This is a genomic window from Pseudanabaena sp. FACHB-2040, from assembly GCF_014696715.1.
GTDB lineage: Bacteria > Cyanobacteriota > Cyanobacteriia > Phormidesmidales > Phormidesmidaceae > JACVSF01.
In genome coordinates, this window is sequence record NZ_JACJQO010000042.1 from 1 (window position 1) to 13,829 (window position 13,829).

Here is a 13,829-nt window from a genome sequence, read left to right on the forward strand (position 1 = left end):
TTGTGGTTCCACCATTCGAGGGTTCGAGTCCCTTCGTTCGCCCTTATTGCGGGTCTCTGGGCAAATGGCTTGCCTAAAGCTTGCCTAAATAGAAGCCCCCAGATTTTGTGAAATCTGGGGGCTTCTGCGTTCAAAAGCTGAGTTAGGCCAATACCTGCCCTGCCATAGTGAACCCAATAGTGTTGGCGTTGTATGTGCCGTTGTTACTGCGCTCCAGTATCGTGATCGAGGTATAGCCTACTGCTGGCAAGTGGTGCAGCGTGGCGATCACGGTCAGGTCATCGGCGACGACATTGGAGCTTGCACCCTGCCCGTCTACCGTGGGAGTCGAGGTGCTGTTGATGCCGAATGCCAGCACCTGGTCGCCGCTGTTTGCAAGGCCGACTGTGGTCAGTTCGATCAAGTCCTCGGATAGCCCGCAAACCACCTCAACTCGGATGTTCGGGTCATTGTTAAGTGGCCTGAACGTGCCCACTCCGTAGCTGTACACCTGGTTCCCTGCCTGAACCCGCAGCTTGCGCCCCACTCGGTTTTGGGCGTTCCAGACGAAGCGCCTGCCGTCGGAGTCTTCGGACTGGCCTGCTGCTACGGTGCGGAACGTACCCAGATAGCGGCGTGTAGCTGCCCCAGAGCGCACCCACACGCCATCCTGCAAGGCAAGGCCGAGGGTGCGGGTTGTGGCGTTTGTCCAGGCGTTCACGTCGATGGCTAGACTGCCTGAATTGTCATACCCGAAGACGTCGAAGACGGTGTTTGCCGTTAGTCCCGAGAGCGAGATCGACATCTGGGTAAATGTCCGGGTCACCCATTCGGTGCCCGTGTAGAGCGAAATTCGGTTACCCCGAAACGGGGTGTAGAAAAGCGTCGTTGCTGCGGCAATGCCAGCGGTGGGAACAGCTACACCGTTCTGCAGGGTGAGTCTGCCTTCGGCTAGCCCGTTATCGACCCATAGCGGCACTGTAGCCCAATTGCCTACTCCAAGCCGCCGAGCCAGCCCCGTTCCGGTCAGTCCTGCTAGGGCGTCTAGGTCGAGATCCCATGCCTGCACCTCTTCGCCTATTGTCAGGCCGATGAGGCCCTGCAGCAGCGCATCAACCTGGCCCTTGAGCCATCGGGTGCGGTCTGTGAGTTGCTTGAGCTGCAGGTTAGGGGCGTTAATTTCATTGCCGCCCAGAGCGATATCATTCGCCTCAATCCGGGTGACAGCAGCCGTAAAGCTGTTGGATTCGCTTAAATCGACCATCAGATATTCCTCTCTCCGTCAAAGGTTTGTGCGCCGTTGTAACCCCACAGCCCATCGTGCAGCTGCAGGTTGCTGAACAGGCTGATATTGCCAATTCGCAAATCCACAAGGGAGCTGCGGGCGTTTTTCCACTCGTTAATCAAGGCCACAATCAGTTTGATCAAATCAGCGCTAACGAGCGATTGCTGCGAGTCAAGCGTGACAACGAAAGTGCCGTAACTCACGCCTGAAAACTGCCGGGTGCCGTTGAACCTCCAACTACCGTCGAAGCGAAGCCCCGGATTCTCGGTGATGGTGGCATTGGGATACCCCACTAGGGCCATCGCCCGCTTCACGGCATAGGGAGTGCCTGCCGTGCGGTGCAATGCGATCGCCTCCTTGATGAGCGCTCGCCGCTGCGTCTCATTCCCGGCCAGAGTCCACCCGCGGAGGCCGAGCACGTTGAACTGGTCGGCCAGGTCATACAGGGCCTCAGGCGTCACGTTGTCGATGTCGTAGACGGCCAGCACCGAGAGATCTAGCTCTGAGAGCCGGTCCAAAACGGCCTCAAACGCTAGGAAGCGCTCATCCCGAATCGCTAGTGGCAGCAGGCTAGCCGTCATTTGACCCCGCAATGGTGATGGTGACGGCGGTGCAGTTAGCCCACTGGCTGGGAGTAATCACCAGGTCGGTGGCAGGCGTGCTGAGCGTGACCTGATAGACTCCTGCCAGACTCAGTGCAGCGATGATTTGGCTACGGATGATGTCCTGCCCTAGCTTTGCCCGCTTAGCGGTGGCAAAGGCCTGGGCTGCGGCATTGAGTTGAGCCGTGAGCGCGGTTGCATCAGCAGTGCGATACAGGGTGATGCTGGCCGTGATGGTGTAGCCCACAGCCGTTGGAGCCAGGACACTCACCTCGTCTGTCAGCGGCCGAATTGTGTCTCCACTGAGCACCGATTGGACGGCCTGCAAAATCTCTGCGCTAGGTAGTCCTGTGCTGGTGAGCGGGTAGACCTGCACCAGCACAGGGCCGACCCCGCCTCGGTCCTCAGGCCCCAGCACAGCCACATCAACCACCGTTGGGCTAGCTGTGAGCGCCCAATACTTATAGGCCCCCTTTGAGCCAGCTACTGAAAACTGGTTGGGAGCCAGCTTAATGCGGGTACGCAGCCGCTCGTCGGTTTCGATGTCGGTGCCGCCGTTGCTGGTGGTGATGTTGGCTGCTGATACGGTGGCGATCGCATCGAGCATCTCGCTGATTTGGCCAGCGGTGAACCCATTGCCAGCCGTGCCGGTGCTCGCGGCTTGAGCCACAACATTAACGCTGGTCCCATTGGCTGGAATTGTTGCTGCCTCGACGGTGGCAAAGCGCATCTCTGAGCCAGAAACGCCTACCCGCGTGCCCTGCGGAATCAGCAGGGAAGCAGGAGCAGCTGCTCGGCTAAAGCGCAACGTCACCCGGGCAGCTGCTGCAGGCAGTCGAATCACTCCCAGCAGTGCCCCCAGCTGATCAAGCCGGTTGTCCACGGCGTAATTGACCAGGTTTTGCTCAGCTGCGTACTGAATGCCAATGCGGGTTAGGGCCTCGCGGTAGACCAAGCCGTTGAGCAGTAGGCGCTCTGGCTGGCCTGGCAGCAGCGATTTACCCAGCGCCGCCTCAAAGGTTGCTAGGGCCTGGGCTTCAATGGTAGTCGGGTCGCGCTCAATAAAGTTTGGTTCAGCCAATGGCCACCTCCGTCTGCCCTTCTACTGAGCCAATAGTCCACTGGGCGTTGATGGTCAAAGCTGCTTGGTTAGGGCGATACGGATTGACTGAAACAGACTCAAGCTCAACCCTGGGCTCCCAGGTCTCCACGGCCAGCATCGACTCACGGACCACATGGGGCGTGGCCCGAGGTACCGGATAGTCGATGTAGAGCCAGATGTTGCTGGCGAAGTCAGGTCGGTGCGGGTCGCTGCCGTAGGGCGTGGCCAAAATGATTTTGATTGCCTGATCCAGGTCGGTGGCATCTTGCACAATGCCGCTCCTGCCCACAGCAAAGCTCCACCAGACGGCATCGATGCCGTTGGTCGCCAGGGTCGGATCGACCTCGGCTAGCTTTCCCTGCCACCACGCTTCTAGGGCCGCAGTAGTCATCAGTTGCCCCCCAGAGCGGCGTAGACCACCCCAAACATCAAACACAGGACGAAAATATCAAGCATCGCTATTGACCAGAGCTAACGATAGAGTGCCCTGCGTTGTCTGCAGCGCCGATTACGGCCATCTGCTTGCCGTTGATCGCATTGCCGCTGCCACTGATTTTGAGTGTGCCGGTGAGGTCTACATCGCCCTTGATGACTACTTTTCCGGTGAGGATGTGCAGCTGGTTGGCGCTGCTCGCCGGCGGCGGATCAGCTTCGGAGTAACAGCCGCCCAGAATTGCCCCGCCTTCGCCTTTCTCATCAAGCAAGCAGCAGACCAGCTCACCCACTGACGGCATCCAGTAGGCCTGATTTGCCCCAGCGCGGAACTGCAACACGGGCAGCCAGTAGCTCTCCATGCCCAGCTCGGCCACGTTGACTCGCGCCGTACATTTGGCTGAATCTATAGCGCTGATGCGGCCAAAATGAAGGCTCACAACGCCGTTGCTACTGTTGTTCTGTTTGGCTCTGTTGGCTGTCATTTGGTCCTCGGCGCGACAGCCTCAGCGTTCCCAGGCGGGAAACCTGGGGGCATGAATAATCTAGCGATCGCACCCCAAACCCCCGGCCATCTGGTTCCCCAGCAGGCCAGCTCCGACGACCACCTGATTGAGCTTTGGCTGGCGGGCTTCGATTCTCCCAGCACCCGCAAAGCCTATACCAGCGCCATTAATCGGCTGCGGAAGTGGCTTGGCGCTGTGGGCCTGCGCCAGGTCACCGCCTCCGACCTGGTGGACTACCGCGATAGCTTTAAAGCCAGCTGGAGCGACGCTACCCGCAACCAGCACCTGGCGGCCATCAAAAGCCTGTGGAGCTTCGGCTGCGACCTGTGCTACCTGCCCTTCAACGTCCCCCACGCGGTCTACAAGCTCAAAAAGCCGCGCCCGGTTACAGCAGAGCGCATTCTGACCGAGAAGGAAATGCTCAAAGCCATCCAGTTAGAGCCTGACCCAGGAGCCCAAATCTTTCTACGAATTTTGTACGGAACTGGCATCAGAGCCAGCGAGGCTATTAGCCTGCGGTGGTGCGACTTTCAGCGCCGTGGGAATCGAGTTTTTCTGCAGGTTCAAAACGGCAAAGGTGGGCAGTTTCGAGAAATCGGCTGCCCCCCAAAACTGTACCAAGAGCTGATGGCCCGCCAAAGCCCCACGGCAAGCGGTTCTGAGCTGGTTTTTGGGGTGCCCTATATCCACGCCTACAGGTGGGTGAAGCAGGCCCTCACCCGCATCGGCAAACCCGAGGCCTCTCCTCACTGGGCCAGGCACTGTCACGCAGTGGTCAGCCACGAGCACGGAGCAGATTGGCACTCAATCGCCCGCCAGCTGGGCCATAAGCGGGCCTCATTCACGATGGACCGCTATGGCCACTTCACCGGAAAGGCCAGCTCTGACTATATCGACTGCTAAAACCCTGAAAGTCTTGCTATCAGAAGCTTTTAGGCTCTTTAGCCTTGATAAGATAATTACCCTTAATTATCGTTAGTTGTGCCCACGCTTGAAAGCCTTGATCGCCCATGCTACAAAGGCTTCAGCGTTTACAACTTTTGGATTCCTATGAACAAGGGCGAACTCGTAGACAAAGTTTCAGAGAAGGCATCGGTCACGAAGAAGGAGGCCGATGCCATTATCAGCGCGATTATTGACTCCATCGTAGAGGCCGTTGCTGACGGCCAGAAGGTTACCCTGGTAGGCTTTGGTTCCTTCGAGCCGCGCTCTCGGGCCGAGCGAGAGGGCCGCAATCCCAAAACTGGCGACACGATGGTCATCCCAGCCAGCGTAGTACCGGCATTCTCGGCAGGTAAACTGTTCAAAGACCGACTCAAGCCGGAACCCGAGCCGGTGGCCGCCGCTCCAGCCAAGGGCAAAGGCAAAAAGTAGTTTCTCTCGCGTTCTTTCTGCTCTCTATTACCCCGGCCCGTTGGTCGGGGTTTTTTATTGGGCCGGCAGCAGATATTTGCTTAATGCAGCCTCAACCACATCAACCAAAAAGCACCTGTCCTGCTCAGCTCTGTCCTCAATCGCCTCGACCAAGTCGGCATCGAGCTTGAATTTTTTCTCCACCTTGGGCCGATCGCCAATCTGCCGAGCAGGCTTGGCTATGACGTAGTGAGTTATCCGGCCCTGAACGATGGTGCCTGTAACTCGATCCAGCAGCGCTGCTGTCGTGGGCTTCTTTTTAGCTAAGAAATACGCTTTTCCAAACTCATCCAGCATCACCTGGTTGGGATCTTCATCCGGGTGTGCATCAATTCTTCGCTGGCGTTTAGTGGGCACTTTCTGTCTCCTTCAAAAGGGTTCCTATTGACACTTGCCTACAGGGTTCCCGCACTTTTCAATGCAACAGGGGAAATCCCAAAATCCTTCCCTCAAAACCCCCTCTCAGGTTCGTAGGCTTTAGGCTTTGCCCAAAGGAGGAATCCGCGAATCTACTGATATACAACGGTTTTGGCAATTCTGGGCACTCTCTGGGACAGCCGGAGAATAGTTAATATGCAACGCCGAACCAGTCAGAAAACCCAAGGGAAAAAAGCCTCTCAAGCTGTTATTAATAAGGGCTTTAAGCTCTTTTGTCAGCAGCAAACTTTAGCTGCGATCGCAAAGGCAACTGGCTACAGCTCTGAAACTGTCAGCAAGTGGGCCAAAGGCAAATCCCAGACCAACCCCAGCGGCGATAGGAGCGGTCCCTGGAAAGAGCGGCGCATGGAGCTGCTGCTCAAGGCCCAGACCACACCTCCCGCAGCAGCTGCCCTGGCAGTGGCCCCAGCAGCGCCCCGGCAACAGGCCGAGCGGGTTGTGCTGGAGGTGGCCAGCGAGGTGGCCAGCAGCAATGTGGTGGACTTTGGGGCTAGGCGCGATCGCAAATCAATTCTGGAGGATTGCAAGACCATCCGGCAGGAGCTGCGACGGGCGGTGGAGCGCCTGGTGGAGCACGATGACTTTCGCCCCCTAGGCAGCTGCGCCACAGCGTTTGAGAGAATCGCCCGGCTGGAGATTGAGCTGGACCCTGCCACACCGATGGAGTGGGTTCGGACGGCAGTTGAGCGGGGTTGGTCGGTGCCTGATCTGGCAGATGCGATCGTGGCCGAGCGGAGGGTTAGCTAGGTGTGGCCCTTTCATCGCTCAAGCAATGGCATGAGGTAGAGCAGTGGGCGCTGGCTAAGAAGCGCCAGGCCGAGGCATCAGACAAGGTGCTGACGTTCCGTGAGTTCGTCTGCCAGGTGATGCCCTCCTACCAGTGGTATCGGCACTGCGAAGTGCTGGCTGACATTCTGCAGGAGGTGGCCGACGGTAAGCGCCACCGGCTAATGATTTTCATGCCGCCCCGGCACGGCAAAAGCCAGCTCACCTCTCGCCTCTTCCCCGCCTACTACCTCTACCGGCACCCAGAGCGCTTTGTTGGCATCAGCAGCTACGCAGCAGATTTGGCTCACGGCTTCAGCAGAATTTGTCGGGAGAATTACCGCAAGGTAGGTGGCCAAATCAAAAACGATTCTGGCCAGATTAAGCACTGGGAAACGGTCAGCGGCGGTGGCCTGTGGGCGGCAGGGGTGGGCGGCCCCATCACGGGCAAGGGCTACCACCTGGGCCTGATTGACGACCCCTTGAAGAACCACGCCGAGGCCTTCAGCGAGACCATCCGGCGAGGGCAGAAGGAGTGGTATGAATCGACTTTCGCCACTCGTGAGGAGCCTGGCGGCGCTCAGATTGTCATCCTGACCCGATGGCATGAGGACGACCTGGCAGGCTGGCTGCTGGGCCGGGAAGTGGGCGATGACGAGGAAAGCCCGCCGGAGCACTGGCACGTCGTCAACCTACCTGCGATCGCAGAGGACGAGGCGATCAAAATCCCCGATACCTGCACCCTGGAGCCGGACTGGCGGCAGCCAGGGCAGCCGCTGTGCCCCGAGCGCTACTCGCTCTCGCGCCTAGCCAAGTTCAGGAAAAACCCCTACTTCTGGGCGGCCCTCTTCCAGCAGCGCCCCAGCCCACTGGAGGGCGACTACTTCAAGCGCGACTGGTGGCAGTTCTACCAGCAGCCCCCGGCCAAGTTCGACCGGGTGATTATCTCGGGTGACTGCGCCTTCAAAGAGACCAGCAGCAGCGACTTTGTGGTGCTCCAGGTGTGGGGCGTGGTGGGCGGCCTGTATTACCTGCTAGACCAGGTGCGAGGTCGCATGGACATCAACGCCACCCTGACGGCGGTGCAGGCCCTCTCGGCCAAATGGCCGCAGGCCCGCGCCAAGCTGATTGAGGACAAGGCCAACGGCCCGGCGGTGATCGACCTGCTCAAGCGAAAGCTGCCAGGTATGATTCCGGTCAACCCCGAGGGCGGCAAGGTAGCGCGGGCAGTGGCTGTGAGCCCCTACGTGCAGTCGGGTAACGTGTTCCTGCCTGAGTCGGCGCGGTGGGTGCTCGACTTCATTGAGGAGTTCGCCGCCTTCCCCAATGGCTCACACGATGACCAGGTGGATGCGATGACCCAGGCGATCAACTGGCTAGAGACCGAGGCTCGCAGCCACGGCCCTGCTCAGAAGTCTGGCCGCCGCTTTGCTTAGGCGTACTACAAGCGGCCTGGGCTAGATCTGGACTAGATTTGGCCTACTGGCACATAGGTTTTGGGCGTAATCGGGCGTACTACAGAGGCCTCAACCCCGCATTCTCGCGTTGATTAGTTGCCTATACAGCAGCTAGTCACGGCTGGGAGATTACCCACTAGGGAACTCTGAGGGCACCTGAGCCGCAGCCCTGCCATGACCTACGACCGAAGCGCCGAGAGACTTAAAGCCACACCCATCAACGACGGCCAATCGCCCTTTCCTGACAAGGTGAAGGCGGCGGCTGAAGACAATAAACCTGGCCCCCGCACCCCAGGGGCAAAGTACCGAGAGATGGAGCGCTTTTGGCAAAAGCTGCGCGATGTGCGCGGCGGCACCGAGGCCATGCGCGACGCGGGCAAGAGTTACTTGCCAGAGGAGCCCGACGAGGCCCCAGAAACATACGCCAACCGACTGGGCCGAGCCACGCTGGCCCCCATCTACGAATGGCTGGTGGGCGTGTTTGTCGGCATGATTATGCGCAAGCCAATTGCTCTGCCGACTGAGGGCATCCCCAGCGATGTGCAGGCCCACCTGGCCAATATCGACTTGGAGGGCAGCAGCCTTGATCAGTTCGCCAGTGACCTGCTAGAGTCGGCCATCGACTACAGCTACTGCGGCGTGCTGGTGGAGTACCCCACTGCCGAAGGTATCGCAACTCGCGCCGATGAGGTGGCTGCGGCCCTGCGGCCCTACTGGGTGGCTTACCCCGGCGATCGCATTCTCGATATGCGCTGGCACCAGCAGGGCAGCCAGCACTACCTCAAGCAGCTGCGGCTGCTGCAGCACCTCTGCGAGCCCGACGGCGACTTTGGCGAGCGCTCAGTGGAGCAGGTGATGGTCTATGACAGAACCCCTGCAGGCGTGACCTGGCGGACGTTTCGGGAGAGCAAAGAGAAGAAATGGGTGGAGCACCAGCAGGGCACTCTCAGCCGCGCCGAAATCCCCTTTGAAGTGCTCTGGACAAATCGCAAACAGAAGATCACCAAGCCGCCGATGATTGAGGCTCTAAACCTCAACATCAGGCACTACCAGCTATCGGCTGACCTGGATTACAGCCTGCACATCGCCAGCGTCCCCCGCTGGCTGTTCTTCGGCACTACGGCTGAGGATTTGGGCAGTGTGGGCAGCGTGAGCGAGGCCATCTGCTTCCCCAACGAAAACGCCCGCGCCGAGTGGAGCATCCCCGATATTTCAGCTTTTGAGCCAGTGCGCGATCGCATGGGTGAGGTGGAGCGCCAGGCCAAAGCAATGGGTCTAGCAGCGATGGTGGCCCAGAAGAACGTGGGTGAAAGCGCCGAGGCAAAGCGCCTGGACCGTGGCCAGGGTGACTCTCGCCTGGCAGTGCTGGCCCAAACGCTGCAGCAGGTGATCGACCGCTGCCTGGGCCACCACTACGGCTACATGGGCCTAACCCCTGCCCAGGCTCCGGCCTGCCAGGTCAACCGCGACTTCGACACCACCACCCTCGATGCAGGGATGCTCGGTGCCCTCACCGGCGCTGCCAATGCTGGCAAGCTGAGCGACCTGACCTACCACGGCCTGCTCAAGGCGGGCGAAATCGGGCTGCCGGACGATTGGACCCCTGAGCTAGAGGCAGAGCGGCTGGAGCAGCAGCGAGCCCGCGACACGGCTCGCCCGCTGCTGGCCAATGGCCTGAAAAATCCGCTCGATTCGCTCCTAGAGGGCTAGGGAACACTGCGGCTGTAAGCTCTGTGAGCCCCTAGTAGGGAAGAAGCCAATGCCTTTTCAGCTCAAAACCGAATTTGAAAATGTCGATGATGCGATCGCATACATCAAAACGCAGGTAGCCCCTGAACTAACGCGACTAGCAGTTATCGAAGAGACCGATTTGCCTGCTGTCAAGCGAAACCGTGATGCCCTCAAGGCCGAAAAAGTGGCGACTCAGGAGAAGCTCACCGCCGCCGAAACCAAGGTGAGCGAGCTGGAAGGTAAAACCGCATCCACCGCAGACAAAGACGCCGAGTTCAGTCGCATTCTGGCTGACCAGAAGGCTGAATTTGATAAGCGCCTCAAAGAGATTGAGGACCGTGAGGCGGTGAAAGAGAAGCAGGCCGCCCAGAATGCTCTGGAGCGAGATGCGATCGCAGAGCTGAGCAAGGGCCAGTATCGGGTCAATAACGCGGCTCAGGTGTTGGCACTCCACAAGGCCAAAGTGCTTGGCGTGAACGGCGACCTCAAGCGCGACGAGGCCACCGGTGAGGTATACGTTGACCTAGGCGACTATAAGCGCCAAAGCATTGAGCAGTTTGTCGAGTCGGTAGAGGCCAAAACCGAGAACCAGCACCTGTTCAAGCCTAAAGGCGGCTCGGGTAGCGAGACTCCGGCGGGCGCTGGCAGCACCGGCGGCGGCGGTGGGGCGGGCGTGAACCCCTTTAAGAAAGAGACCTGGAACATGACTGAGCAAACCCGTCTCTACCGCACCAACCGGCCCCTCTACGACCGCTACAAGGCCGAATCTGGCAAGTAATTTAGCTTTCCATCCCAACAGACCATAGGCAGCGCCCCGACTCAAAACCGGGGCGCTTTTTTTCGGGAACGTTGAGAGCAGCGCAGGGCAGTGCCCGCGCCATCCGAGGCAGTGCCGACGATGCACAACCCCCACTGACCTCAACACTTCAGAAAAATGGCTACTACTTCTATTGCAGACATCATCGTTCCAGAGATCTGGGTGCCCTACATGCAGGAGCGCACCACCCAGAAATCTGCCCTCTTCCAATCCGGCATCATCGAGCAGTCTGAGACCTACGACGACCTGATCACTAAAGGCGCTAACACCGCCAATATGCCTTTCTTTAAAGACCTCTCTGGCCGCTCTCAGGGCCTGAGCGAGGACATTCCCCTCAACCCCAAAAAGATCGGCACTGGCGGCGATGTGTGCGTGATTCAGCGCCGTGGTGATGCCTGGAGCAGCTCCGACCTGGCCAAGGCCCTCTCTGGCGCTGACCCCGCCGATGCGATCGCAGAACTGGTCTCGGATTACTGGGTGCGTGACATGCAGACCACCCTGCTGTGCATTCTCAAGGGCGTGTTTGGCTCCACGGCAATGGCAGCCGAACATGTTCGCAACCTCGCCATTGAGGCCGGTGCTACGGCCACCGAGGACAACCTGATTAGCTCTGGCGGCGTGCTCGATGCCTTCAAGCTGATGGGCGACAAGCTCGACGCTTTTGCTGGGATCGCCATGCACGGCGATATCTACTGGGAGCTCGAAAAGCAGGACGTGATTGAGTTCTTGGCTCCGAGCGGGCAAAACGACCAGCCGATTCGCACCTATAAGGGAAAAATGGTGATCGTCGACGACACGATGCCCAAAGTTCCTGGCACCACCAGCGGCTTCAAGTACACCACCTACCTCTTTGGCATGGACACCATCGCTTACGGCGAAGGCACGCCCATGGGCGAGTTTGGCGAGGACATCAGCGTCGAAACTGACCGCGACATCCTGGCCGGTAAGGGCTACCTCACCAACCGCCGCCACTTCACCATGCACCCCAAGGGAGTCAAGTGGAAGGGCATCCTCGCAGGCGCTACCCCCACCGACGCTGAGCTCGAAGCAGCTGCTAGCTGGGAGCGGGTGTTTGAGAAGAAGAATGTGCCGATCGCAGCCCTAGTCACCAACGGCTAAGGCCAAAGCCACCCTATTGAGGCAAAACCCATGGGACTAACAGGCTTTGAGCTGGCCCGACGGCTGGCACAGGCAAATGTCGATTACGAGGCGGCCCAAAACCTGATCCGCCAAGTCAGCGCTGCACCTGAGTTGCAGCCACCAAAGGCAGACAAGCCTGCGGTGGTCATCCCCCACGCCCTGGCGCTGATCAATTCCACCGATTCCGCTGCAGCGGAAAAACTTGTGCCACTACCAGGCATTGGCCCAGCTGCAGCTCGCAAACTGCTGGAACGGCGGCCAGAGGGAGGTTACGCCTCCCTGGAGCAGGCGGCTGAGCTGAACCCAGAACTGGCCGAACGGCCTTTCAACGTGAAATGGGATGCGATCGCATCCTGGCAACCCAAAGGAATGCACGATGGCTGACTTCAACTCATTCTCTAAATCAGCGACCAGAACGACCACGGCCGCCAACAGAACCAAAGCTACTGCTAGGCCCAAAGCTAAAGCTGCTGCCAAAACCAAAGCGGCCAAAGCCAAAGCTGCGGAGAAGGCCAAGGCCGCCAAAGCTAAAGCTGCTGCCAAAACCAAGGCCGCCAAAGCCAAAGCTGCGGAGAAGGCCAAGGCAACCAAAGCTAAAGCTGCTGCCAAAACCAAAGCGGCCAAGGCTAAAGCTGCTGCCAAAGCCAAAGCAACCAAAGCCAAAGCTGCTGCCAAAACCAAGGCCGCCAAAGCTAAAGCTACGGCCAAAGCCAAAGCTGCCGCCAAAACCAAGGCCGCCAAAGCTAAAGCTACGGCTAAAGCCAAAGCTGCCAAAGCCAAAGCTACGGCCAAAGCCAAAGCTGCCAAGCCCAAGGCTACTAAGCCCAAGGCCACTAAGGCTAAAGCTACTAAGCCCAAGGCCACTAAGGCTAAAGCTACTAAGCCCAAGGCCACTAAGGCTAAGGCCACTAAGGCTAAGGCAACTAAAGCCACCAAGCCCAAGGCCACTAAGACCAAGGCTACTAAATCTAAGGCAACGGCTGGCAAGGTCAAGGGTGCTAAGCGGGTCATGACTGCTGGCAAAAAAGGTGGCAAGGGCGGCGGCGGTGGCGGCGGTGGTCGCACCTATAACCGCGATAGCAAGGGGAGATTCGCCTAATGCCTTGGACACCAACCACCAAGGCCCGTATCATGGCAGCCCTCCGGCTGCCCCAGGCGGCTCCCCGCTGGTGGGAGCTGGTTGAGGATGCCATGACGCGGGTTGAAATGCTCAGCGGGGGCAGCTCCATCGGCTATGTCGAGGGGCTGCTCACCTCCATTGAGGCGGCTAAGACTGCGATCGCATCTGGGGCGGGGGATTCAGCCCTGGTTCGGGCGGATGTGCTGGAGTGGCAGCCCGGCCAGCGCAACGCCGGGTTTTCTCAGGAGTTGGCGGGCAAGAAGGAAGACCTGATCTGCGCGCTCTTCACCGAGCCTGAGCAGGTGCAGATCCGCCGCATTGCCAGCGGCAGCGGCAACAGAGTGAGGATTCGCAGGTAATGGATAAATCAGAAGTTAAGGCCATTGTCCACGAGCACATAAATCGGCTCATGAACGAGCTGGGTCCAGTGCGCAGCTGGAACGTGACGGTCAAATATGACCGCCTGTCCAGTGATGCCCACACCACGATCAACGCTGAGATCGGCTTTGACTATGCCTATGAGCAGGCGGTCATCACGATAGACCCCGATTCGCAGGATGACGCTAACCACGTTTTGCGCAACCTACGGCATGAGCTGATACATCTGCTGCTAGCCCCCATAGAGGCTTACAGGGGCGTTGTTCGCTCAATGCTGGATGAACAGCAGGAGGAGGTTGAGGCTGCGGCTGAGCGTGTCGCCATTGAGCGCTGCGTGATGAACGTTGAGCGGGTTCTCGACTGGGGCCTGAAGATTCCCCTGATGCCTGAAGAGGCCGCACCTGAGCAGCCCCAGGCAGCCGAGCTTAAGACCCCCCGAAAGCGATCGCAAAGCTGAGAACCATGCCTCAACCTGCCCTCCGGCAAGCCCTTATCACCTTCGCTGCCACCACTACAGAGGGGATGACAACCATGGGTTGGCTCGATGAAGCCCACGAACCAGGGCGTATCGTGATTTGGGCTGATGAGCAGCGCACCGCAGGGCTCTCAATCCCAAAAGAGGCAGCAACCTGCATCACCTACTGCGATCGCAACCCTGAGTAAC

The 13,829-nt window shown here is 59.0% G+C and carries 18 protein-coding genes; 12 read left to right on the top strand and 6 right to left on the bottom strand.

All coding sequences use genetic code 11. From position 1 onward, the window contains the following. Nucleotides 1-142: 142 nt before the first annotated feature. Genes H6G13_RS27775 through H6G13_RS27795 form a run of 5 tightly spaced genes read right to left on the bottom strand, consistent with a single transcriptional unit; the run spans nt 143 to nt 3,840 of the window. Nucleotides 143-1,243: a hypothetical protein gene (locus H6G13_RS27775; RefSeq protein ID WP_190488985.1), complete on the bottom strand. Its 1,101-nt coding sequence runs from the start codon at nt 1,241-1,243 to the stop codon at nt 143-145. Beyond that, the gene (locus H6G13_RS27780; RefSeq protein ID WP_190488987.1) at nt 1,243-1,845 is read right to left on the bottom strand and encodes a phage tail protein; all 603 of its coding nucleotides are present in this window, start codon (nt 1,843-1,845) and stop codon (nt 1,243-1,245) included. Before H6G13_RS27780 ends, H6G13_RS27775 begins: the two co-directional genes overlap by 1 nt. Next, nucleotides 1,835-2,947 carry a baseplate J/gp47 family protein gene (locus H6G13_RS27785; protein WP_190488989.1) on the bottom strand — a complete coding sequence of 371 codons (1,113 nt, stop codon included), beginning with the start codon at nt 2,945-2,947 and terminating at the stop codon, nt 1,835-1,837. Before H6G13_RS27785 ends, H6G13_RS27780 begins: the two co-directional genes overlap by 11 nt. Then, nucleotides 2,940-3,404, bottom strand: a complete 465-nt coding sequence (locus H6G13_RS27790) for a GPW/gp25 family protein (RefSeq protein WP_199306945.1) — start codon at nt 3,402-3,404, stop codon at nt 2,940-2,942. Before H6G13_RS27790 ends, H6G13_RS27785 begins: the two co-directional genes overlap by 8 nt. Before the next feature lie 22 nt (nt 3,405-3,426). Next, on the bottom strand, nt 3,427-3,840 hold the full coding sequence (locus H6G13_RS27795; protein WP_206756554.1) for a phage baseplate assembly protein V: 414 nt from the start codon (nt 3,838-3,840) through the stop codon (nt 3,427-3,429). A gap of 96 nt (nt 3,841-3,936) precedes the next feature. Between H6G13_RS27795 and H6G13_RS27800 the strand changes: the two genes are divergently transcribed. Together H6G13_RS27800 and H6G13_RS27805 are read left to right on the top strand one after the other, a co-directional pair. Continuing rightward, complete coding sequence (locus H6G13_RS27800; RefSeq protein WP_190488994.1) at nt 3,937-4,809, top strand: site-specific integrase; 873 nt, start codon at nt 3,937-3,939, stop codon at nt 4,807-4,809. A 147-nt stretch (nt 4,810-4,956) separates the two neighbouring features. After that, the gene (locus tag H6G13_RS27805) at nt 4,957-5,280 is read left to right on the top strand and encodes an HU family DNA-binding protein (RefSeq protein ID WP_190488997.1); all 324 of its coding nucleotides are present in this window, start codon (nt 4,957-4,959) and stop codon (nt 5,278-5,280) included. Nucleotides 5,281-5,334: 54 nt separating this feature from the next. Here H6G13_RS27805 and H6G13_RS27810 read toward each other — a convergent pair whose 3' ends face one another. Further along, nucleotides 5,335-5,676, bottom strand: a complete 342-nt coding sequence (locus H6G13_RS27810) for a hypothetical protein (RefSeq protein ID WP_190488998.1) — start codon at nt 5,674-5,676, stop codon at nt 5,335-5,337. A gap of 216 nt (nt 5,677-5,892) precedes the next feature. Here H6G13_RS27810 and H6G13_RS27815 point away from each other — a divergent pair, with 216 nt between their 5' ends. The 10 genes from H6G13_RS27815 (at nt 5,893) to H6G13_RS27860 (ending at nt 13,828) form a co-directional block, all read left to right on the top strand. Continuing rightward, entirely contained in the window at nt 5,893-6,504 is a 612-nt protein-coding gene (locus H6G13_RS27815) for a hypothetical protein (RefSeq protein ID WP_190489000.1), read from the top strand. 2 nt (nt 6,505-6,506) lie between these two features. Then, nucleotides 6,507-7,958, top strand: coding sequence for a phage terminase large subunit (gene terL / locus H6G13_RS27820; RefSeq protein WP_190489002.1), 1,452 nt, complete (start codon nt 6,507-6,509; stop codon nt 7,956-7,958). Between the two features lie 195 nt (nt 7,959-8,153). Beyond that, nucleotides 8,154-9,689, top strand: a complete 1,536-nt coding sequence (locus H6G13_RS27825) for a DUF4055 domain-containing protein (RefSeq protein WP_190489004.1) — start codon at nt 8,154-8,156, stop codon at nt 9,687-9,689. A 49-nt stretch (nt 9,690-9,738) separates the two neighbouring features. Then, entirely contained in the window at nt 9,739-10,488 is a 750-nt protein-coding gene (locus H6G13_RS27830; protein ID WP_190489006.1) for a hypothetical protein, read from the top strand. A gap of 156 nt (nt 10,489-10,644) precedes the next feature. Next, nucleotides 10,645-11,646 (top strand): coat protein, encoded by a 1,002-nt coding sequence (locus tag H6G13_RS27835; RefSeq protein ID WP_190489008.1) that lies wholly within the window; start codon nt 10,645-10,647, stop codon nt 11,644-11,646. A gap of 30 nt (nt 11,647-11,676) precedes the next feature. Then, entirely contained in the window at nt 11,677-12,051 is a 375-nt protein-coding gene (locus tag H6G13_RS27840) for a hypothetical protein (protein ID WP_190489010.1), read from the top strand. Further along, the gene (locus H6G13_RS27845) at nt 12,044-12,766 is read left to right on the top strand and encodes a hypothetical protein (protein WP_190489012.1); all 723 of its coding nucleotides are present in this window, start codon (nt 12,044-12,046) and stop codon (nt 12,764-12,766) included. The genes H6G13_RS27840 and H6G13_RS27845 overlap by 8 nt, the downstream gene beginning before the upstream one ends. Then, nucleotides 12,766-13,146 (top strand): hypothetical protein, encoded by a 381-nt coding sequence (locus H6G13_RS27850; RefSeq protein ID WP_190489014.1) that lies wholly within the window; start codon nt 12,766-12,768, stop codon nt 13,144-13,146. The genes H6G13_RS27845 and H6G13_RS27850 overlap by 1 nt, the downstream gene beginning before the upstream one ends. Then, nucleotides 13,146-13,622: a hypothetical protein gene (locus tag H6G13_RS27855; RefSeq protein WP_190489016.1), complete on the top strand. Its 477-nt coding sequence runs from the start codon at nt 13,146-13,148 to the stop codon at nt 13,620-13,622. The genes H6G13_RS27850 and H6G13_RS27855 overlap by 1 nt, the downstream gene beginning before the upstream one ends. A 5-nt stretch (nt 13,623-13,627) precedes the next feature. Next, nucleotides 13,628-13,828 (top strand): hypothetical protein, encoded by a 201-nt coding sequence (locus H6G13_RS27860; RefSeq protein ID WP_190489019.1) that lies wholly within the window; start codon nt 13,628-13,630, stop codon nt 13,826-13,828. Nucleotide 13,829 lies beyond the last annotated feature (1 nt).